We start from the raw sequence: 18283 nt of genomic DNA, 5'->3' as shown, positions 1-18283 counted from the left end.
AGGGCCAGCCGCTCGGTCCCCCGGCCCGGCACCGTTCAGCGGTGGTCCGCCCGGACCGTCCTGCCCGTCCGGGCGAGAACCTGTTCCTGGCGGGAGGCATCTGCGGGCACCTCGACCCCCTTCTTGAAGATGCCCGGGGCATAGGCCGCCTCACCGTAACCGTCCACGGCGGCGTCCACCTCGGCCAGTTCCTCCTCGGTGAGCCGGTGGTCCTGTCCCTGGGAGGTGGCCAGGTCCCACCGGTGCACGATCAGGTCCATCCCGTAGAAGTCCATGAGCACCTGGCCGACCGTCGAGTCACCGAAGGGGGTCTCCAGGGGCCGTGACACCAGGTCCTCGTCGCCGACCAGGGCCGACATGGCGGCGACGTGGTGGTTCCACTGCTCGGCCGGGGTGCCGGGCACCAGCGGGATCTCGCGTCCCTGCCGGCCCATGAACTCCCGGTGGCTCTGCATCAGGTGGTCCACGATGTCCGCGGCGGTCCAGCCCTCGCACGGGCTCTGCGCCTGCCAGTCGGTGACGGAGTTGATGACGTCGGTCAGTGGTTCGGAATGACGGCCCCAGGTCTCGGCGAGTGTGCTCATGAGGATATTGTGCTCAGTTCCCCGGCCCACTGGGAAGGCTGAGCTCCAGCCGCTCCCCCCGCCACCCCGAGCGCAGCCAACGGTCATGGCTGGCGATCACCACGGCGCCCGGGTAGTCCGGGACCGAGGCCTCCAGCCGGGTGGCCAGCAGCAGCGAGAAGTGGTTGGTCGGCTCGTCCAGCAGCAGCACCTCCGGCGGATCGGCGAGCAGCATGGCCAGGTCCAGGCGCCGGCGCTGCCCCACGGACAGCACGCCCACCGGCTGGCCCTCGTCTCGTGCGGTCAGCAGTCCGAACGTGCCGAGGGGCACCCGCTCGGCCGTCTCGATGCCGACGGCGGCCCGGTACGCCTCCGCCACGGTCTCGTCCGGGTCCATGGTCCTGGGTTCCTGGCCGAGCATCCCGACCGACCGCCCCCCGGCCCCGTCGGACCGGGCCGAGACCGAGCCGGCGTCGGGTTCCAGGTCACCGGCCAGGATCCGCAGCAGGGTGGTCTTGCCCGCCCCGTTCGGGCCAGTGACCAGCAACCGGGACCGCGCGCCCAGCGCCACGGACACCGGGGCGAGCCGCCCGGCGAGTCCCACCCCGGTGGCCGCCAGCACCGGTGCGGACGACGCCGGCCGGTCACCGCGGCCGTCCGGCCCGCCTCCCGCCGTGGCCGCGGCGAGGCCGGTGAAGCGCAGCACGGGCGGGGGCCTGCGGACCTGGGCCCGCTCGAGGCGGGCCAGCGCGGTGGCGGCGTCGTTGACCCGGCGCCGCACGACCGTGGCGTTGCGGTCGGAGTAGAACTTCTGGGCCATCTTCCCCTCGGTGCGCGGCGGGCGGTCCGCGTGGCCGACCGTGTGGTTCTGTGCCATCTGGCGCCGCAGCCGCCGCAATTCATCCTGTTCCTCCCGGTAGCGCCGTTCCCAGCGGGCACGCTCATCGATCCGGTGCAGCAGGTACTGGGTGTAGGTGCCGCCGAACCGGGTGACGCCCACACCGGCACCCCCGCCGTTCCCGTCCGCACCGTCCCCGTCCCCGCCGGCCGCACCGGCGTCCCGGTGGAGCCCCGGGGCGGGATCCAGGTCGAGCAGGCTGGTGGCCGCCTCGTCGAGGAAGGCGCGGTCATGACTGGCGATGAGCACCGGTCCGGACCAACCGGCGAGCAGGTCTACGAGCAGGGCGGTGCCGCGGTCGTCGAGGTGATTGGTCGGCTCGTCCAGCAACAGGGTGTCCGGGCGCCGAAGCAGCAGCCAGGCCAGCGACAACCGGGACACTTGGCCACCGGACAGCTCACCGGCCCGCCGGTCCCGGGGGACCCCGGCCAGGCCCAGGCCCTCGACGACCCGGTCGACGACGTGCCCCACGTCCCAGGCCCGGGTGCGGGCGGCCTCGGCCAGGGCGCGGTCATAGGCCGTCACGAGCCGGTCACCGGGCGGCCGTTGCCCCACGGCGAGCGCCTCCGCGAGCCGGGCGACCTCCTCCACGAGGTGCCGTTGCGGCGCGGTGGCCTGGGCCAGCACCTGCTCCACGGACAGGGTCAGCTCGAAGGCCGGCTGCTGGTGATAGAGCCCGGTGCTGCCGGGCGCGCTGATCCGGCCGGCGTGGTCGTCGTCGAGGCCGGCGATGATGCGCAGCAGGGTGGTCTTGCCGGTGCCGTTCTCACCGATGAGACAGGCGCGCTCACCCGAGGAGACGGTGAAGCTGATGTCGGTCAGGACGCGGTGGTCCGCGAAGGACCGGGAGACGCCGTCCACCACGAGGTGATCGGCGCCGCTGAGGGTCGAGGCGGCGGCCAGCCGTGCGGCAGAGGGCCGCGAGGGACGAGGGGTCGAGGAGGTCATGACGGTCCTGGGGCGGTCGGTCGGATCCCGCCGGGCGGCTCGGACGCAGCCTCGGGCGCGGGACGGAGGGGACTCAGGACCTCATGGCAGTCAAGGGTACGGCTCAGTCCCGTATCCGGTCCACCCTGTGCCTCAGGGCCACGGCCCCGCCGGCGAACCGCTGCTCACCGATGAGCTCGAGGTCCAGGCCCAGCCCGGCCGGGAACACCGCCAGTCCCCCGCCGATGACGATCGGCAGCAGTACCTGGCTGACCTCGTCCACGAGCCCGGCGCGCAGGGCATAGGCGGCGATGGTCGGACCACCGATCAGCAGGTCGCCCGCCGCCTCGGCCTTCAGCCGGCGCACGGTCGCGGGATCGAAGTGACGTTCCAGCGTGGTGCGCCGGGTGCTGGCCCTGTCCAGCGTCGAGGAGTAGACCACCTTGTCCGCCCGCTGCCATGCCCGCGCGAACTCGGCGGTCACCGGTGCGGACGCGGCCAGTTCCGGGTCGTTCTCCCACGGGGTCATCAGTTCGTAGGTCCGGCGTCCGTAGAGGTGGACGGCGACGCCGGCCAGCTCGTCATTGGCGTACTGGTGCACCTCGGCGTCCGGCATGGCCCAGGAGAAGTCCCCCGCCTCGTCGGCGATGTACCCGTCCAGGGAGGCGATCACCGAGTAGATGAGCTTGCCCATCGTTCAGTCCTCCTGTTCCGAGCCGAGTCCGGCGAGCGCGGTGCCCCCGGGACCGTCACCGTGGGCCAGTCCGGCCAGCTCGTAGGCGGCGTACACCACCCCGTGGGGGAAGACCTTGCCGTCGATGCGCCGCAGCCGCGGGGCATCGAAACCGTCCGGGAAGAAGGACCGCCCGCGGCCCTGCCAGGCCGGGTGGGTGAACATGCGGAACTCGTCCACCAGCGCCGCCTCGATCAGGGTGTGCGCCAGGTGGATACTCCCGGTGACGACCACGTCACGGCCGTCCTGCCGCCGCAGCTCCCGGACGGCCTGGAGGGGGTCGCCGCCGATGACGGTCGTGTTCTCCCACTGCGGGTCGGTCAGGGTGGCGGAGACCACGCGCTTGTCCGCCCGGTCCAGGGCCTCGGCCACTCCGGTGGTGTCATCCGCCCGGTGCGGCCAGTAGCCGCGGAGGTCCTCGAAGGTCTGCCGGCCCAGCAGCAGCACGTCCTCGCCGGCCGTCTGGCGCCGCATCTCCCCGACCAGTTCCGGGTCCTGGTCGGCGGGGTCGAACCAGTCGTCGAGCATCTCGATCCGCCCGTCCAGGGTCATGTTCTGCGTGATGACGATGCGCATGGATGGTCCTTCCGTCGGCGCCGCAGGGGTCGCTGGCGCCCTCTCCTCGTCCCACAGTAGGGAGGGCCGTCGCGTCCGGGAACACCCGGTCGCGACGGGCCGGGGTTCAGCTACCGCGGGACAGGATCGCCGCGACCGTCTCGTCGTCGACGGCGGCGAAGTCCCGGTAGTGGGCCCCGACGGCCCGGAAGCCCCGGGGGGTGGCCAGTACCTCGATCTCGTCGGCCTCGCGGCTCATGAGCATCGAGTCCACGGTGGTCCGCGAGGCAACCGGCACGGCCAGCACCACGCGCGCCGCCCCGAGGGCCCGGGCCACTCTGCAGGCCACCCGGGCGGTGGAGCCCGTGGCGATGCCGTCGTCGACGATCATCGCGGTCTTGCCCGTGAGGTCCAGCGGCTCCCGGCCGGCACGGAAGAGCCGCGCCCGGCGGTCCAGGGTCTGCTGCTCGCGGCGTTCGACCAGCGCCACTTGCTCCTGCGTGACCCCGAAGTGCCGGATGGTGCCCTCGTCCTGGAGCCGGACGCCCTGCTCACCGATGGCACCCATCGCGAGCTCCGGGTAGGAGGGCACCCCCAGCTTGCGGACCATGATCACGTCCAGCGGTGCGCGCAGTTCCCGGGCCACCACTTCCGCGACCGGCACCCCGCCGCGGGGCAGGCCCAGCACCACGACGTCGGCGTGCCCGGCCCAGCGCGGGGCGAGCCGCGCTGCGAGCTGGGCACCGGCGTCGTATCTGTCCTGGAATTCCGGCACGTCCCCTCCCTGGGATGGGCTGTGGGTCGCCCCCAGCGTAGGCGCGCCGGTCGTGGCACTGGAAGGGCCCCCGACCACCCGGCGTTCCCGGCAACGGCCCGGATGACCCCGTGTGACGAGATTCACGGCATATTTTGTATACAAATCAAATGCCTGACTACACTGTGATCGCAATCACAGCAGAATAGCCGTTGCCGTTGAGGTGTGGCGGGAGAGTCCCGTCCGGCACCACCGGTCGGGCGCCGTAGGAGCAATTCCTCCCGGGAAACTCTCAGGCCCCCGCACCGCCGCACCGAGGCACATCTGGAAAGTAGCGCGGTCTTCGCCGTGCTCGCCGAAGGAGCAAGTCCCGCCCCGCCCGGGTGGGATGGAAACTCTCAGGCCGCGCAACAGATCGGGGAGGAACCTACAGACGACGCGAGAACGATCGCAGACCCCAGGAGTTCCCCGGATGACGAATGCACGTGCATGGCCCGGTCTCACCCCGGGCGGTGAGGCCTCCCCGGCCGGCCGCCCCACCGGCCCCGGCGCCGCGGCGGAGCAACGGTGCGCCAAGATCGCCCAGGCCGCGGCCACCGGACTGATGACGCACCGGGACGTCGAGGACGCCCTCGTCCGCATCGACGGCCCCCGGCGCGCACCGCGGCTGTGGATCGAGTGCTTCCTGTCCCCCCACGCGGACGTCACCCGCACCACGGAGGTGGTCGTCGGAGTCCGCGAACAGCTCGAGGCCATGCTCGACCTCACCTTCGACACCGTCGAGATGACCATCCGGAACGTCACCGTCCCGGGGTAGGCCGGCCTCGGTTACCTCCGGGTGGCCACCGTCAGCAGGTACTCGATCTCGAAGCGCGCCCGGTCCTCGGTCCCCACGTTCGCCTCGTCGAAGAAGGCCTGGAACGCCTGGTCGAATTCCTCGGCACGGCCCTCGCCCTCGGCGTTCCTGCGGACGGTGATCGTGGGGCCGTAGGACGCCTTGAAATGCTCGGCGAATTCGCGCGGCGTGCCGAAGGCGGTGACCTCGAGGGTGCCCCGGCTGGCGGAGTCCACCGCCACCCGATCACCCAGCAGGGCGCGCTGGTGCTCCTCGGTGCCCCACAGCGGCGCCGGCTGCACTCCGGGCGGGGGCGCCGGGGCGAAGGGCTTCATGGTGCGGAAGAGCCCGCCCACCACGCCCTCGGGCGTCCAGCTCAGCAGGGCGATCGTCCCGCCGGGCCGGCACACGCGCACGAGCTCGTCGGCGGCCTCCTGGTGGTGGGGGGCGAACATCACGCCGATCGAGGACATCACCACGTCGAAGGAGGCGTCCTCGAAGGGCAGGTGCTCGGCGTCGGCCTCCACCCACTCCAGGTCGAACCCCTGCGCCTCGGCGCGCAGCCGCCCTGCGTCCAGCAGCTCGGGAGTGAGGTCGACGGCGGTGACCCTCGCCCCCGTGGCCGCTGCCGGCAGGGACGCGTTGCCCGTGCCGGCACCGACGTCCAGGACGCGCTGGCCGGAGGTGACGCGGGCTGCCTCGACGAGTCTCGGCCCGAGGGGGAGCAACCACGTCTCGACCATGCCCGGGTAGTCACCCGAGGCCCACATGGTGCGGTGCCTGGACTTCAGGTCGCGGTCGGCACCGGGTTGGCTTGCTGTCTGGCTCATGACGGGTTCTCCGGAGTCACTGGGATGTGCTGGACGGCCGGCTCGCCAGGGCGGGGATGCCCACCCACCGGTGGCGGGTCATGCGGCACCAGTATCCCACCGGGGGCGTCCGGCAGACAGGAACGAGGCGCTGCCCTCCCCGCGGGCTGGGCCCCGGGAAGGGCCGGGACGGGGGGCCGGGGACCACCTGATCTCCTCCGGTCCGGCGACCCTCCCTGACTACACTGGATCGGTGACGATCCTGGACGCCCTGCTCGCCTTCACCGTGGTGGCCGGCCTGCTGACCCTGGTGCCCGGACTGGACACCGCCCTGGTGCTGCGGTCCTCGCTGACCCGGTCCCGCCCCTACGCGTGGGCCACCGCCACCGGGGTCGCCACCGGGGCCGTGGTGTGGGGCATCGCCGCCGCCGTCGGGGTCTCCGCCCTGCTCGCGGCCTCAGAGCTCGCCTACCGCGTGCTGACGATCACCGGGGCGGCGTACATGCTCTGGCTGGGTGCGTCGATGATCTGGTCCTCGTTCCGCGGCACCGGGAGGGACCCGGTGAACACTGCCGTGACGGGTGCCGCCTCCCCGGGCGAACCGGGGGGCTGGGGCGCCGGCTCCCCGGCGCCCGCCGACCCTCCCTGGCGCGGCTGGCTGACCGGTGCCGGCACCAACCTGCTCAACCCCAAGGTCGGCGTGTTCTACATCGCCACCATCCCGCAGTTCCTCCCCGACGGCGTCTCGCCCCTGCTGATGGGTGCGGCCCTGGCCGGGGTGCACGCCGCGCTCACGATGAGCTGGTTCGCCGTGCTCATCATCGGGGGCGGCTACGCACGCCGCTGGCTGTCCAGCCCGCGGTCCCTGGCCGCCATCGACCGGGTGACCGGCCTGGTGCTGATGGGCTTCGGCGGCACCCTGCTGGCCGACGCCCTCACCGGTCCGGCTCCGGCCGCCGCCCGCGGATGACCGTCCTCCGGTGCTGACGCCTGCACGCCGGGGTGCCTGAACGGCGTCCTCGACCCGCCCGATGAACTGGTGCGGGGAGCCGCCGGGAGGAGTACATTGCGGTGCAATCACGCGCACGGGCCACCGGCGCGGGGAGCCAGCGGTCAGGCCGGGGGCCTGGACAGGAGGCCCATCGGTGCAACGGACCCGCGCGGTGATCGCGTCACTGCTCCCCCTGGTCCTGCTGACGTCCTGCTCGGCGCCGGAGAGTTCGCACTGCGTGCTGGACCCGGGGCGGATGCCCGAGGGCTGGCGCCCCTCCGGCACGGTGCAGCAGGCCCTGGTGGCCGAGCCCTGGTCCGTGACGGAGTCCGGGGAGGCGGCCTTCTCGGTGCGCCGGGGCATCGAGGAGATGGTCGACCTCTACGAGCGGCGGCCGGGGGCCGCCGAGGACCTCTGGGAGGACTCCGTGGCCTCCCTGATCGAGGTGACGTACGCGAGCGCCAACACCGCCGACGTCGACCAGATGGCCCGCGACGGCGCACGGGAGAACCTCACGGACCTGGTCCAGCCCTTCCTGGCCCGCGATCCGGGGGCGCTCACGTGCTCCGACTACGGATCCGTCCTGCCGCTGGCCATCCACGCGCACAACCAGTACCAGGCGAACGACGCCCGGGTGGAACACATGGTCGGCCTCGCCAACGCCGCTCTCGCCCGGTGCGACTCGCTGTCCGCCGCGATGGAGCTCGACTACGAGCCGATGCTCGCCTCCGGTGAGGCCTCCCTGGGGGACGCCTTCGACCTGGTGATCTGGACCCTGCTCCTGATCGAGGCACAGGTCGTCCCCGGCCTGGACGTGCCGCCCGAGGCCCGTGATCTCCCCGCCAGGGCATGGCGCTTCCTCCAGGACTATCCGCTGCCCGGGGCCGCGGAGTTCCCGGAGGGGGCCGACGACGGGACGTTCATCGAGACGGCATACCTGGCCACGCACATCGCCTACATCCCCACGGGCAACCATCGGTACCCGATCTACGTGGAGGATGCACCCACCGTGTACGACTTCCACCGGGAGAACTTCTATCCCGTCCTGCAGATGGGCGAACTCGACCTGGTGGCCGAGTTCGTGGACTCCCTTCGCCAGTACGGGTGCACGGCGGAGAACGACCTGCAGGTGCGGGACGGGACGCGCTACCTGCTCAACGTCTTCCACGCGGGCGGTGACCGGTGGATGACCTACCGGGAACCGGGGGAGACGACCGCGGACGCCGAGGACTACGACCTGGTCCACAAGGCCTGGACGGCCGTGCTCGGGGTGCGGGAGCGCGAGATCGAACCGCCCGATCCGGGCACCTACGGTGGGGTGGTCCGCAGCTGGCTGCCCGCCCCCGAGTGACCGCGACGGCCGGGTGTGGCTGGCCGCTGCGCGTCACCCCCGGCCGTACCAGCGCGCGATGTCCGGGGAGTCCGGCCATCCCGCGTAGGTCTCGCCCTGCGGCCACCCCTCGGGCACGTCCTGCCACTGTTCCTGCCGGCCGTAGGGCAGCGCGTCGATCAGCGCGAACGCGGCGGAGAACTGCTCGATCCCCCGCCCGGTGGTGTGCCAGGTGCGGTACACGTCCGCACCGTCGCGCAGGAACACGTTGAGCGCGAACCCACCACCCGGCGGGGCGTCGACGTCGGCCCCGAAGTCGCTGTGCGCCGTCGAGTACCAGGTCATCTGGTTCCCCACCTTGCGCCGGTAGGCGAGCGCCTCGTCGATCGGGCCCTGCGTGACGACCACGAACCGGGCGTCGTAGTTGTCGAGGAAGTCCAGGCGGGTGAACTGCGAGGTGAAGTAGGTGCAGCCACCGCACTGGAAGTCCGCGCCGGGCTCCCACATGTGGTGGTAGACGATCAGCTGGCGCTTGCCCTCGAAGACCTCGGCCAGGGTGATCGGGCCGAAGGCCCCCTCCAGCGTGTACGGGGGCAGCTTCACCGCGGGCAACCGGCGCCGCTGCGCGGCGATCGCGTCGAGCTCGTGCGTGACCGCCTTCTCCCGCCGGCGCAGGTCGTCGAGCTCGGCCTGCCACGTCGCCCGGTCCACGACGCGCGGCAGGGCGGGAGCCCGGTCCTGGTGCTGGACCGATTCCGTGACGGACATGGTGTCCCTCCTGGGTTCAGGCCGGGGCCACCGCGGTCCCGGTGATGGGACCACGCTAGGCCGGGCATGGCCCACCGGGCATCTCCGTTCCTGCGGGATGCGGTCGGCGGGACGGGTCGGTTCCGGCCAGGCCCGGAGCGCGCCCGCCGGTCAGCCGCGCACGTCGTGCAGGTGGTGCTCCATCTCGTGACCGATGTACTGGCCGAGCGAGGCGACGGTGAACTCCACCCCGTCCGAGCGGCGGCCCGTCCGGTCCCGGGCCCCGGCGGGCACGGACTCCAGGACGCTGACCGTGCGGCGCGTGGTCCGCCCCAGGTCCTCCCACGTGGTGCCCGGGTCCGCGGCCCAGTAGGCGAGCTTCACCGCCATGGCATCCCCGTCCCAGTCGGCGAACTCGGGGGCCTCCTGGTCACGGATCGCCTTCACGCGTTCGCCCAGCAACCGGACCATGTCCCGCACGTGGCAGGCGTACTCCAGCGGGGACCACACCTGCTCCGAGGGTCGCCGCGCCGCGTCGGGACGCTCGAGGACCGCCCGCCATCGCTCCGTGCCTGCACTGATCCGCCGGGCCGTCTCGGCCGCGTCGAAGGGCCGGAAGCCGCACTCCTCGCAACCGTCGGTGATGACGAAGGTCCAGTCGCGGTCGTCGCCGGGGACAGGGGCAGGGGCCTGGGAGCTCATGCCCCCATCCTGCACCCGTGACCCGACCCCGTCGAGGGGAGTCGAGGTGATGGGTCCAGCGCTGGGTACGCTGACAGCGTGAGCACCCCAGAGCCCGGCCGGCCCACGGGCCGGCCCGCCGGCCTGCCCTCCCTCGAGGCCTCCGGCATCGAGTACGCCCTGACCGAGCACGGCCCCGTGTCCTCCCTGGCCGAGGCGGCCGCCGCCCGCGGGGTGGAGCCGGGCCACCTGGTGAAGACGCTCGTGGTGCGACGCGGTGAGGGTGACTACGTCTTCGTGCTCGTCCCCGGCACACGCGCGATCGCCTGGCCCAAGCTGCGTGCCACGCTGGGCGTCAACCGCCTGTCGATGCCCTCGGCCGAGGAGGCCCGGGCGGTCACCGGTTATCCGCGCGGCAGCATCACTCCCTTCGGCTCGACGACGGCCTGGCCCGTGATCGCGGACCTCCCCCTGCGCGGGCGGACGGTCTCCATCGGGGCCGGCGCCCCGGGTGCGGCCGTCACCGTCGACGCCGACGCGCTGATCGCGGTCCTGGCGGCCGACGTCGCTGACGTCACCGAGCCGGAGCCCGGGACCTCGTCCCGCACGCCTCGGCCGAGCCCGAGGAGACCGTGACGGGCGGCCGGCCGGGGTGGCGGCGAGCGGAGCGGGGGTGGGCGGACCGGCGTCGCTGGTCCCCACCCCGGACGTGCTGGAGACTGGGGTCGTGAGCCCGCATGAGGACGATCCACCGCTCGAGGAGTTCCGGCGCACGATCCTCGACCTGCTCTCGCGCCGCCGGGCAGGTGCCACGATCTGCCCGAGTGAGGCGGCCCGCGCCGTGGCCGGTCCCGGGAACGACTGGCGCCCCCTGATGGACGAGGCCCGCTCCGCGGCCGCGGGTCTCGTGGAGGCCGGGGAGGTGGTCATCACCCAGCGCGGCGAGGTGGTGGACCTCGCCACGGCCCGCGGACCCATCAGGATCCGCCGGGCCTAGCACCCCCCGGACCCACCGGCCGGGTGCGTTCAGGCCGTCTGGCTCACTCCGACTCCCGTTCCGCGAGGCCCGCGTTCCGGCGTCGCAGTCGCCGCGCCGTCGGCAGGACCGGCACGAGGAGGAGCCACGAGTACGCCGCGAGTTCCGGGCTCACGAACGCCACGGGCACGCTGCCGAGGAAGACCGCGGGCACCGGCCAGGCGCCGTGCAGCACGTACCGGTACAGCTCGGCGTCCACCTCGGGAACAATCAGCGCGGCCCGCCAGGCATGCCGCCAGATCAGGCTCAACGTGATGTACACCCCCGCCGTCACCACCGCGTAGAGCACCACGGGCCAGGGGGAGGTCCTGCCGCCGTAGTCGCTGAGCAGGCTCGTGGGCATGGGGAGCAGGGCGATGAGGAACAGCAACAACAGGTTGAGCCACTGCAACCGCACGTCGTACCGGCGGATGACGGTGAACTTACGGTGGTGATTCATCCAGGCGGTCCCGATGACCGTGAAACTCAGCACGTAGGCGAGGAATTCCGGCAGGTGGGCCGCGAGGGCCCGGTCGACCTGCTGCGGGTCGAGGTCACCGGGCAGGATCAGTTCCAGCACGAGCAGGGTCATGGCGATGGCGAACACCGCGTCGCTGAAGAAGACCAGCCGGTCCAGAGACGTTCCCGAGCCGAACAGGCTCCGGTGCCGCTCGGCCGGCGACCCGCCCCGTGCCGGGTCTACCGGAGCCCGCGTGCACGCCGGGCCGGACGGTGACGCGACGTCCGCCGCCTCGGTCGTCCCCCGGGACTCACCCGCCGGCGGGGACTCGAGGGGTGACGCCTCCGGCACCGCGACCGTCCGCAGGTCGACAATGGGCAGGTCCCCGTCCGTCTCGATCGCGTCCCCGCCCCCGTTGCGGGTGTGATACCCCGTGGTGAAGTGCCTGACCACGTGGACCGCGGCGCCCGCCGAGCGCAGCGCCGCGACGACCAGGTCCCGTTCCTCGTCCGTCCGCTCGGCCACCTTGTGCGTGATCTGCAGGGTGAACAGGGACAGCCCCACCCGGCGGTCGAAGGTGGCCGCCCCGACCAGGTCGGCGTCGAAGCCACCGGGCAGCGTCCAGCCGGGCGGACAGGCCCAGAACCGCACGTGGTGCCGCTGGGCGGGGCTGCCCGCCACCTCGCGCTCGAACGCCAGGTCCTGACGGCGGCCGAACACGAACAACGGGCTCACCGGGGCCGCCGGATAGCTGCGGCGGAGCAGGGACGCCCGGGTGATGCCCCACCCCGTGGACAGCTTCAGCGGGTCCGCGGCGGTCCAGCCGGCCGCGCGCAGTGCCGCGGCCAGCTGGTCCGCCGTCCCCAGGACGGCCAGGTTGACCGGGTCGCCCAACAGCCCATCGGCCGTCCGGGCCCTGCCGATGAAGTAATCGGGCACGTAGACCCGGGACAGCACGCGGTTCAGCTGCGGCAGCAGGACGTACGCGCAGAGCACCCAGAGGAGCAGGAAGCCCCAGACGAGGCGGCCATGGGTGTCGAACTCCTCGAGGACCAGGTGGTAGACGCCCAGGCCCACGAGGGCGGTGACGGCCAGGCGCAGCACCCGGTGGCACCACAGCAGGACGGTGGCGCGGGCGCTGTGGCGTCCCGACGGTTCCGGACCGTCGGGAGACATCCGGTGGCTGCTCTGCGTGTCCATGGTCTGGCCGGCCCTGCCGGCCCCGGCTCGGGGCCGTGCGGTCACCCTATCGGTCACCGTGGGCCACTGCACCCCTCGCTCGGCGCCTCGGTTGGAGCTCGTCCTGATGCGGCACGAGGCCCGCCGCCGGCCCGCTGGAGCCCCCCGCGGGCCCGGTCGACAGGACAGGTGCGGCACCCGGTGGTGCCGCACGTGTCCGGCGTCGTCGCCATTGCCCCGAACCGCTCCCGGTGCATACGGTGCCCTGACAGGGACGACGCCTCCCCTCCGCCTGTCGTTCCCGCACCGTACCGACCCAGGAGTTCCCGTGGCCGCCACCTTCCGCACCCCCGCCTATGTCTCCCCATGGCTGAAGGACGAGGTGGCCGACGTCGCCGATCTCGCGCGCTCCTTCTTCGCCCGGGAACTCACGCCCCACACCGAACGCTTCGCCGCGCAGCACCAGGTGGACTCCGGGACGTGGCTCGCCGCCGGGCAGGCCGGACTGCTCTGCATCTCCGTTCCGGAGGAGTACGGCGGCGGCGGAGGCGGCTTCGCCCACGAGGCCGCGGTGCTGTGGGAGCAGGGCAAGGCCGGGGACGGGTCCCTGGGGTACTCCATCCACTCCACGATCGTGGCGCACTACGTGCTCGCCTACGGCTCGGAGGAGCAGAAGCGCTCCTGGCTGCCGCGGATGGCCAGCGGCGAGCTCATCGGCGCGATCGCCATGACGGAGCCCTCCACCGGTTCGGACCTGCAGAACATCCGCACCACCGCCCGGCTCGAGGACGACCACTACGTGATCAACGGGTCCAAGACCTTCATCACCAATGCCACCCACGGCGGGCTGATCATCGTGGTGGCGCGGACCGGCGGGGAGGGTGCGCGCGGGGTGTCCCTGATCGCGGTGGAGACCGAGGGCCTGGCCGGGTTCGAGCGCGGGCGGGTGTTGTCCAAGGTCGGCCAGCACGGCCAGGACACCCGCGAACTGTCCTTCACGGACGTGCGCGTGCCGGCGTCGAACCTGCTGGGCGAGCGGGAGGGCCAGGGGTTCTACCAGCTGATGGCCCAGCTGCCGCAGGAACGGCTGGCGATCGCGATCACGGCGGTCGGCTACGCCGAGCTGGCGTTCGAACTGGCGCTGGACTACACCCGCCAGCGCGAGGCGTTCGGGCAGAAGGTCTTCGACTTCGAGAACACCCGGTTCACGCTGGCCGAGGTCAGCACCGAGGTCCTGGTGGCCCGGACCTTCCTCGACCACTGCGTCGCCCTGCACGTGGACGGCCAGCTCGATGCCGCCATGGCCTCGCGCGCGAAGTACTACTCCACCGACCTGCAGGGCACGGTCATCGACCGCTGCGTGCAGCTGTTCGGCGGGTACGGCTACATGCTCGAGTATCCGATCGGCAGGCTGTACGCCGATGCCCGGGTGCAGCGGATCTACGGCGGGACGAACGAGATCATGAAGGAGCTCATCGCCCGCAACCTGTGAGACGGACGCGCACCGCCCCCGGTCCCGGCCCCGGCCTGGGCCTCCGTCGCCGCCCCCGTCGATGCCCGGGACGGTCCAGGGCCCGGCCGTCCGCATCGCGGACGACCGGGCCCTGGACCGTCAGGATCCCGCAGGGATCCCGGAGGGTTCTGGTCAGTACCGGACGGCGGTGCCGAGCATGTTGGTGGGGCTGTAGTTCAGGTTGGTGACGGACACGCCCATCTGCGGGTTGCGGGCGTGCGCGATCTTGCCATCGCCGATGTAGATGGCCACGTGGTAGACACCGGAACCCGAACCGTTGTTGGACCAGAACACGAGGTCACCCACCCGGAGGTTGTTCATGGAGACCTTCTGCCCCCCGGAGAACTGCGCCGAGGAGCCCCGCGGGATGCTCTTGCCGGCCTGGGCGAAGGCGCTCTGGGTGAAGCCGGAGCAGTCATAGGCGGTGGGGCCGTTGCCGCCCCAGCTGTAGTAGACGCTCGGATCGGCGGCCTTGGCGGTGGCCCACTGGGCCACGTCCGCGCTCCAGCCGCTGGCGGAGGAGGTGGTGTAGGACGCCAGCTGGTAGGTCGCCTGGGACGAACCGGTGGAGGCCGGGGTGTAGTCGTACGACCCACCGGCAGCGGAGGTGGCGGCGGTGGAGGTGGAGGACGAGTCGCCCGCGCTCCAGTTGTAGCCCTGCTGGGCCGAGTAGTCGACGGTCGCGGCGCCGCCGTCGTTGGCCGCGGCCGGGGCCACACCGGCGATGGTGGCTCCGGCGACGGTGGCCAGACCGGCGACGCCGACGGTCAGGGAACGACGACGGTGAGTGCGGCGGGCCTGCTTCTCGGCGAGGAGGCGGGCACGGCGGGAGGAGTAGGTCATGGGATGCTCTCAATGCTTCGCGTGTAATCGGATCGTTACATACCGTACACGAATGTTATCGAGTCGCAACCTTGCGTGTCCCTGTCCATCACCTGGATGTTTCCTGAAAGTGCCATGCAGGAGGCCACAGCGGGCGCGCGCCCAGGTCCACGCACGGCCCTTGACGTTACCACTTCGTGATTCTCGCGTCGTCCGGGTCGGGGACATGCCGCGCTGACCGGTGGGTTCCCGGTTCCGCGATCACCCGGCGGCCACGTTCCGGGCCCTGACCGTCAACGTGCGGACCGGACAGTTGACGGTCCGCACGCTCGGCGCGGCGGTGGCCGCGACGGGGAGGTCGCGGGCTCAGGAGCCCCGGGACGACGACGGGGTGACGTCGTAGACCAACCGGGCCCACTCGCCGATCTTCTCGGCCGAGCGCAACCGCAACCGGTCCCACCGCGCGTCGCCGGCGAACAACGGCTTGCCGGAGGCCAGGGTCACCGGCGCGAGGGTCAGGCAGACCCGGTCCAGGGCGTCCGCCTCGAGGAATTGGGCGGCGAGCCTCCCGCCGCCCATCATCCAGATGTCGCCGGCACCGGCGGCCGCCCGGATCTCGGGGAGGTGCCGGCCGACGTCGCCGTCCAGCACCCGCACGTCCGCGCCCTCGGGAACCGGCAGCTCACGGCTGGAGAAGACGAACAGCGGCTGGCGCCCGAGGTACTCCGGCCACTGCTCCGGGTGGGCCATCAGGTCCTCGTGCTCGAGCACCCACTCGTAGGTGGTGGAACCCATGACGATCGCGGTGGCCGACTCCATGAAGGGCGTGAGGTCGGGCTGCTCCCCCGGGATGGCGAACAGCCAGTCGAGGGAGTCGTCCTCGGTGGCCAGGAAGCCGTTGAGCGTGCACGCGGTCTCGTAGATGACGGCCATGGCCGAACCGTAGCAACCCGGTCCCCGGCACCGCTGCCCCTGGACGGCTACTCCTGAACCCCGGCAATATCCCCGGTCCGGATCGTGTTGAGGCTGGTATGACCGCCCCTGGCCCCTCCCGCGTGCCCGTCTCCATCCTCGACCGCGCCAACTCCCTCGCGGGCTGCACGGAGGCCGAGGCCCTGGACGCGGTGGTGGACCGGGCCCAGCGCTCCGAACGGCTGGGCTTACGGCGCTTCTGGGTGGCCGAGCACCATGGCGTCCCGGGCATCGCCGGTTCCACGCCCACCGTGCTGATGGCCGTCCTGGCAGCCCGCACGCAGTCCATCCGCATCGGTTCGGGCGGGGTGATGCTCCCCAACCACCAGCCCCTCGTGGTCGCCGAGCAGGCCGCCACCCTCGAGGCCCTGTTCCCGGGGAGGATCGACCTGGGGCTCGGCCGCTCCCTCGGCTTCACCCCGGCCGTGCGGCAGGCGCTGCGCACCGGTGAGGACGCCGCCCGCGACTTCCCCGGGGACCTGGCGGAACTGACCGGTTTCCTGCGGGGCGAGTCACCCTTCGCCGCGCGGCCGCGTGACCACGCCGCCACGCCGCTCTTCGTCCTGGCGAACGGCCAGGGACTCACCACCGCCGCACGAGCCGGGCTGGCCGTCGTCGTGGGCGGGCCCGCCCTCTTCCCGCGCGACGGGCACGCCACGCACCCGGGCCTGGACCTCTACCGGGAGCAGTTCCGTCCCTCGCCCTGGTACGCCGAGCCATACGTGATCGTCTCGGCCAACGTGGCGGCCGCGGACACCCGCGAGGCGGCCCGCCGGTTGTTGCTGCCCGAGTCCTGGGCGCTGGCCCGGTCCCGCTCCCAGGGTGAGTTCCGGGCCCTGGCGGACGTGGACGACGTCGTGGCCCGGCTGCACGGCGAGGGCGTCACCGGACGCGACCGGCAGCGGGTGTCGGAGAACCTCGAGCGGTCCATCCACGGGACGCCCCGGGAGGTGCGGGCCGGCGTCGAGGACCTGATGCGGTTCACCGGAGCGGATGAGCTGATGGTGACCGGGGGCATGAGCGACCTCGAGGGCCGGCGCCGCTCGGACGAACTGCTGGCCGAGCTGTTCTGCTGAGAGGACCCGTCTTCCGGCCATGGACACGTGGACGCGCACGGTCCTACCCTCGTCTCATCCCCGACCAGACGCTGAACGACCACCTGGAGGGAACACGATGACACACACCTGGAGAATCTCCGTCAACCTGGTCACCACGGAGGACCCCACACCGGACGAGCGCGTCACCACGGCCCACGCCCAGCTCACCACCACCTCGGGGACCACCCTGGAGGGGTTCGGCCGGGCCCGGCGCAACCCCGTGGACCGCGACGTCCCGGAGATCGGCGAGGAACTGGCCACGGCGCGCGCACTGCGGGACCTGGCAGACCGGCTCCTCAACGCGACCTCGGACGACCTGTCCGCGATCGAGCACCAGAGGATCCACCTGTACAAGTAACCGTCGGCCCCCCGGCCGCTCCGCCCCGCCCCGGTCCCACCGGCCTGCAGGCGGTGGTCAGCGAGCCGTGAGCCCGACGAGCCTGCGCGGCGTGTGCCACAGCGCGCCGCGCATCCAGTCGTCGTCCATGCCCCACGCTGCCAGCGCCTCGATCTGGTGGCTGTAGGAGTAGGGGATGGACGGGAAGTCCGTTCCGAGGACGACCTTGTCCCGCAGGCCGCCCAACGTCTGCGGGTAGTCCCGCGGCGCCGGGTGCGTCCGCTGCATGTACGAGGTCCCGACCATCGTCGTGTCCAGGTAGACGTTCGGGTGCCGCGCCGCAAGTTCGGCGAACTCGCGGTACTCGGGCAGGCCGGCGTGGGCGATCACCAGGACCAGTCCCGGATGCCTGCCGACCAGTTCGCGGATGGGCTCCGGCCCGGTGTACTGACCTTGGTGGGGACCACTGCCGCAGTGTATGACCACGGGGGCCCCGGCCTCCTCCGCGGTGGCCCATGCGGGGCCCAGGAGGGGGTCGAGGGGGGTGAAGCCGCCCACCTGCACGTGCACCTTGAAGATGCGCGCCCCTCGCTCCAGGCTCCGCACCACCTCGTCCTGCACACCCGGCTCGGGGTAGAACGTCGCGGAGTGGATGGCGTCCGGGTGGCTGGCGGCGAAGTCGGCGGAGTAGTCGTTGAGCCAGGCCGCCATGCCGGGCCGGTGGGCGTAGTTCAGCGTGGTGTAGGCGCTCACGCCGATCTCCCGCAGCGTGGCGACCCGTTCCTCCTCGGACTGGCGGTACTCGATGTGCCACGGCGGCCCACCGCGCTCCGCCTCGGTGTCGAAGAACGCCCAGACCTTCTCCTGCACGTTGGCCGGCATGAAGTGCACGTGCAGGTCGGTGATGCCGGGGATCCCGAGCGATTCCAGGTAGGGCCGGACGTCCCGGTCCGTCCGGGGCGCCGGGGCGGTCGTCCCGGCCGTACCGCGCGTTCGTTGCGTGTCCACGTTCGCACCCTAACGAACCCGGGGCCGGCCCGGTGACCACCGCAGGTGTCTCCTCCC

Annotated in this window: 20 protein-coding genes and 1 riboswitch; of the genes, 8 read left to right on the top strand and 12 right to left on the bottom strand. The window is 72.2% G+C overall.

What is annotated here, in order from left to right; all coding sequences use genetic code 11:
• Positions 1-35: 35 nt before the first annotated feature.
• The 5 genes from Q0283_RS04980 to Q0283_RS04960 form a co-directional block, all read right to left on the bottom strand.
• Positions 36-584, bottom strand: a complete 549-nt coding sequence (locus Q0283_RS04980) for a maleylpyruvate isomerase N-terminal domain-containing protein (RefSeq protein WP_183530384.1) — start codon at positions 582-584, stop codon at positions 36-38.
• Between the two features lie 13 nt (positions 585-597).
• Positions 598-2409 (bottom strand): ABC-F family ATP-binding cassette domain-containing protein, encoded by a 1812-nt coding sequence (locus Q0283_RS04975; protein WP_298043422.1) that lies wholly within the window; start codon positions 2407-2409, stop codon positions 598-600.
• 103 nt (positions 2410-2512) lie between these two features.
• Positions 2513-3082, bottom strand: coding sequence for a dihydrofolate reductase family protein (locus Q0283_RS04970; RefSeq protein ID WP_183530388.1), 570 nt, complete (start codon positions 3080-3082; stop codon positions 2513-2515).
• A 3-nt stretch (positions 3083-3085) separates the two neighbouring features.
• The gene (locus Q0283_RS04965; protein WP_183530390.1) at positions 3086-3697 is read right to left on the bottom strand and encodes a dihydrofolate reductase family protein; all 612 of its coding nucleotides are present in this window, start codon (positions 3695-3697) and stop codon (positions 3086-3088) included.
• A 106-nt stretch (positions 3698-3803) separates the two neighbouring features.
• Positions 3804-4451 (bottom strand): phosphoribosyltransferase, encoded by a 648-nt coding sequence (locus Q0283_RS04960; protein WP_183530392.1) that lies wholly within the window; start codon positions 4449-4451, stop codon positions 3804-3806.
• Positions 4452-4649: 198 nt separating this feature from the next.
• A riboswitch (glycine riboswitch) is annotated at positions 4650-4748 on the top strand.
• A gap of 154 nt (positions 4749-4902) precedes the next feature.
• Here Q0283_RS04960 and Q0283_RS04955 point away from each other — a divergent pair.
• A complete protein-coding gene (locus Q0283_RS04955; protein ID WP_298043418.1) occupies positions 4903-5247 on the top strand; it encodes a hypothetical protein in 345 nt (114 codons plus the stop codon).
• 11 nt (positions 5248-5258) lie between these two features.
• Here Q0283_RS04955 and Q0283_RS04950 read toward each other — a convergent pair whose 3' ends face one another.
• Positions 5259-6095, bottom strand: a complete 837-nt coding sequence (locus Q0283_RS04950; RefSeq protein WP_183530396.1) for a class I SAM-dependent methyltransferase — start codon at positions 6093-6095, stop codon at positions 5259-5261.
• 232 nt (positions 6096-6327) lie between these two features.
• Here Q0283_RS04950 and Q0283_RS04945 point away from each other — a divergent pair, with 232 nt between their 5' ends.
• Positions 6328-7044, top strand: coding sequence for a LysE family translocator (locus tag Q0283_RS04945; protein WP_183530398.1), 717 nt, complete (start codon positions 6328-6330; stop codon positions 7042-7044).
• 175 nt (positions 7045-7219) lie between these two features.
• A complete protein-coding gene (locus Q0283_RS04940; protein WP_183530400.1) occupies positions 7220-8416 on the top strand; it encodes a hypothetical protein in 1197 nt (398 codons plus the stop codon).
• A gap of 33 nt (positions 8417-8449) precedes the next feature.
• Here the strand turns inward: Q0283_RS04940 and Q0283_RS04935 are convergent, their stop codons facing one another.
• Both Q0283_RS04935 and Q0283_RS04930 read right to left on the bottom strand, forming a co-directional pair.
• The gene (locus Q0283_RS04935; RefSeq protein ID WP_183530402.1) at positions 8450-9163 is read right to left on the bottom strand and encodes a DUF899 family protein; all 714 of its coding nucleotides are present in this window, start codon (positions 9161-9163) and stop codon (positions 8450-8452) included.
• A gap of 150 nt (positions 9164-9313) precedes the next feature.
• Positions 9314-9844, bottom strand: a complete 531-nt coding sequence (locus Q0283_RS04930) for a DinB family protein (protein ID WP_183530404.1) — start codon at positions 9842-9844, stop codon at positions 9314-9316.
• A gap of 78 nt (positions 9845-9922) precedes the next feature.
• Between Q0283_RS04930 and Q0283_RS04925 the strand changes: the two genes are divergently transcribed.
• Complete coding sequence (locus Q0283_RS04925) at positions 9923-10459, top strand: aminoacyl-tRNA deacylase (RefSeq protein WP_298043413.1); 537 nt, start codon at positions 9923-9925, stop codon at positions 10457-10459.
• Positions 10460-10550: 91 nt separating this feature from the next.
• Complete coding sequence (locus Q0283_RS04920; RefSeq protein ID WP_183530408.1) at positions 10551-10820, top strand: DUF3253 domain-containing protein; 270 nt, start codon at positions 10551-10553, stop codon at positions 10818-10820.
• 43 nt (positions 10821-10863) lie between these two features.
• On the opposite strand, the gene Q0283_RS04915 is transcribed toward Q0283_RS04920, so the two are convergent.
• On the bottom strand, positions 10864-12498 hold the full coding sequence (locus Q0283_RS04915; RefSeq protein ID WP_255459818.1) for an LssY C-terminal domain-containing protein: 1635 nt from the start codon (positions 12496-12498) through the stop codon (positions 10864-10866).
• Positions 12499-12805: 307 nt separating this feature from the next.
• On the opposite strand from Q0283_RS04915, the gene Q0283_RS04910 reads away from it, so the two are divergent.
• Positions 12806-13969: an acyl-CoA dehydrogenase family protein gene (locus Q0283_RS04910; protein ID WP_298043409.1), complete on the top strand. Its 1164-nt coding sequence runs from the start codon at positions 12806-12808 to the stop codon at positions 13967-13969.
• Between the two features lie 153 nt (positions 13970-14122).
• Here Q0283_RS04910 and Q0283_RS04905 read toward each other — a convergent pair whose 3' ends face one another.
• Both Q0283_RS04905 and Q0283_RS04900 read right to left on the bottom strand, forming a co-directional pair.
• Complete coding sequence (locus Q0283_RS04905; RefSeq protein WP_298043407.1) at positions 14123-14833, bottom strand: C40 family peptidase; 711 nt, start codon at positions 14831-14833, stop codon at positions 14123-14125.
• Positions 14834-15178: 345 nt separating this feature from the next.
• Entirely contained in the window at positions 15179-15745 is a 567-nt protein-coding gene (locus Q0283_RS04900; protein WP_183530262.1) for a dihydrofolate reductase family protein, read from the bottom strand.
• 98 nt (positions 15746-15843) lie between these two features.
• Here Q0283_RS04900 and Q0283_RS04895 point away from each other — a divergent pair, with 98 nt between their 5' ends.
• Together Q0283_RS04895 and Q0283_RS04890 are read left to right on the top strand one after the other, a co-directional pair.
• Complete coding sequence (locus tag Q0283_RS04895) at positions 15844-16860, top strand: MsnO8 family LLM class oxidoreductase (RefSeq protein WP_183530264.1); 1017 nt, start codon at positions 15844-15846, stop codon at positions 16858-16860.
• Positions 16861-16957: 97 nt separating this feature from the next.
• Positions 16958-17239, top strand: coding sequence for a DUF1876 domain-containing protein (locus tag Q0283_RS04890; protein WP_010144849.1), 282 nt, complete (start codon positions 16958-16960; stop codon positions 17237-17239).
• 57 nt (positions 17240-17296) lie between these two features.
• On the opposite strand, the gene Q0283_RS04885 is transcribed toward Q0283_RS04890, so the two are convergent.
• The gene (locus tag Q0283_RS04885) at positions 17297-18226 is read right to left on the bottom strand and encodes an amidohydrolase family protein (RefSeq protein ID WP_183530266.1); all 930 of its coding nucleotides are present in this window, start codon (positions 18224-18226) and stop codon (positions 17297-17299) included.
• Positions 18227-18283: the final 57 nt, after the last annotated feature.

Origin of the sequence: uncultured Citricoccus sp., from assembly GCF_937871995.1 — a bacterium.
Lineage (GTDB): Bacteria > Actinomycetota > Actinomycetes > Actinomycetales > Micrococcaceae > Citricoccus.
Note: the sequence above shows the minus strand (reverse complement) of the source record. Positions and strands in the feature narration are given on the sequence as shown.

Excerpts from the sequence above, each read along its gene's own strand:
- Q0283_RS04970 (WP_183530388.1), bottom strand. The coding sequence starts at position 3,082 with ATGGGCAAGCTCATCTACTCGGTGATCGCCTCCCTGGACGGGTACATC.
- Q0283_RS04965 (WP_183530390.1), bottom strand. The coding sequence starts at position 3,697 with ATGCGCATCGTCATCACGCAGAACATGACCCTGGACGGGCGGATCGAG.
- Q0283_RS04930 (WP_183530404.1), bottom strand. The coding sequence starts at position 9,844 with ATGAGCTCCCAGGCCCCTGCCCCTGTCCCCGGCGACGACCGCGACTGG.
- Q0283_RS04900 (WP_183530262.1), bottom strand. The coding sequence starts at position 15,745 with ATGGCCGTCATCTACGAGACCGCGTGCACGCTCAACGGCTTCCTGGCC.
- Q0283_RS04935 (WP_183530402.1), bottom strand. The coding sequence starts at position 9,163 with ATGTCCGTCACGGAATCGGTCCAGCACCAGGACCGGGCTCCCGCCCTG.
- Q0283_RS04955 (WP_298043418.1), top strand. The coding sequence starts at position 4,903 with ATGACGAATGCACGTGCATGGCCCGGTCTCACCCCGGGCGGTGAGGCC.
- Q0283_RS04980 (WP_183530384.1), bottom strand. The coding sequence starts at position 584 with ATGAGCACACTCGCCGAGACCTGGGGCCGTCATTCCGAACCACTGACC.
- Q0283_RS04950 (WP_183530396.1), bottom strand. The coding sequence starts at position 6,095 with ATGAGCCAGACAGCAAGCCAACCCGGTGCCGACCGCGACCTGAAGTCC.
- Q0283_RS04895 (WP_183530264.1), top strand. The coding sequence starts at position 15,844 with ATGACCGCCCCTGGCCCCTCCCGCGTGCCCGTCTCCATCCTCGACCGC.
- Q0283_RS04915 (WP_255459818.1), bottom strand. The coding sequence starts at position 12,498 with ATGGACACGCAGAGCAGCCACCGGATGTCTCCCGACGGTCCGGAACCG.
- Q0283_RS04905 (WP_298043407.1), bottom strand. The coding sequence starts at position 14,833 with ATGACCTACTCCTCCCGCCGTGCCCGCCTCCTCGCCGAGAAGCAGGCC.
- Q0283_RS04975 (WP_298043422.1), bottom strand. The coding sequence starts at position 2,409 with ATGACCTCCTCGACCCCTCGTCCCTCGCGGCCCTCTGCCGCACGGCTG.
- Q0283_RS04890 (WP_010144849.1), top strand. The coding sequence starts at position 16,958 with ATGACACACACCTGGAGAATCTCCGTCAACCTGGTCACCACGGAGGAC.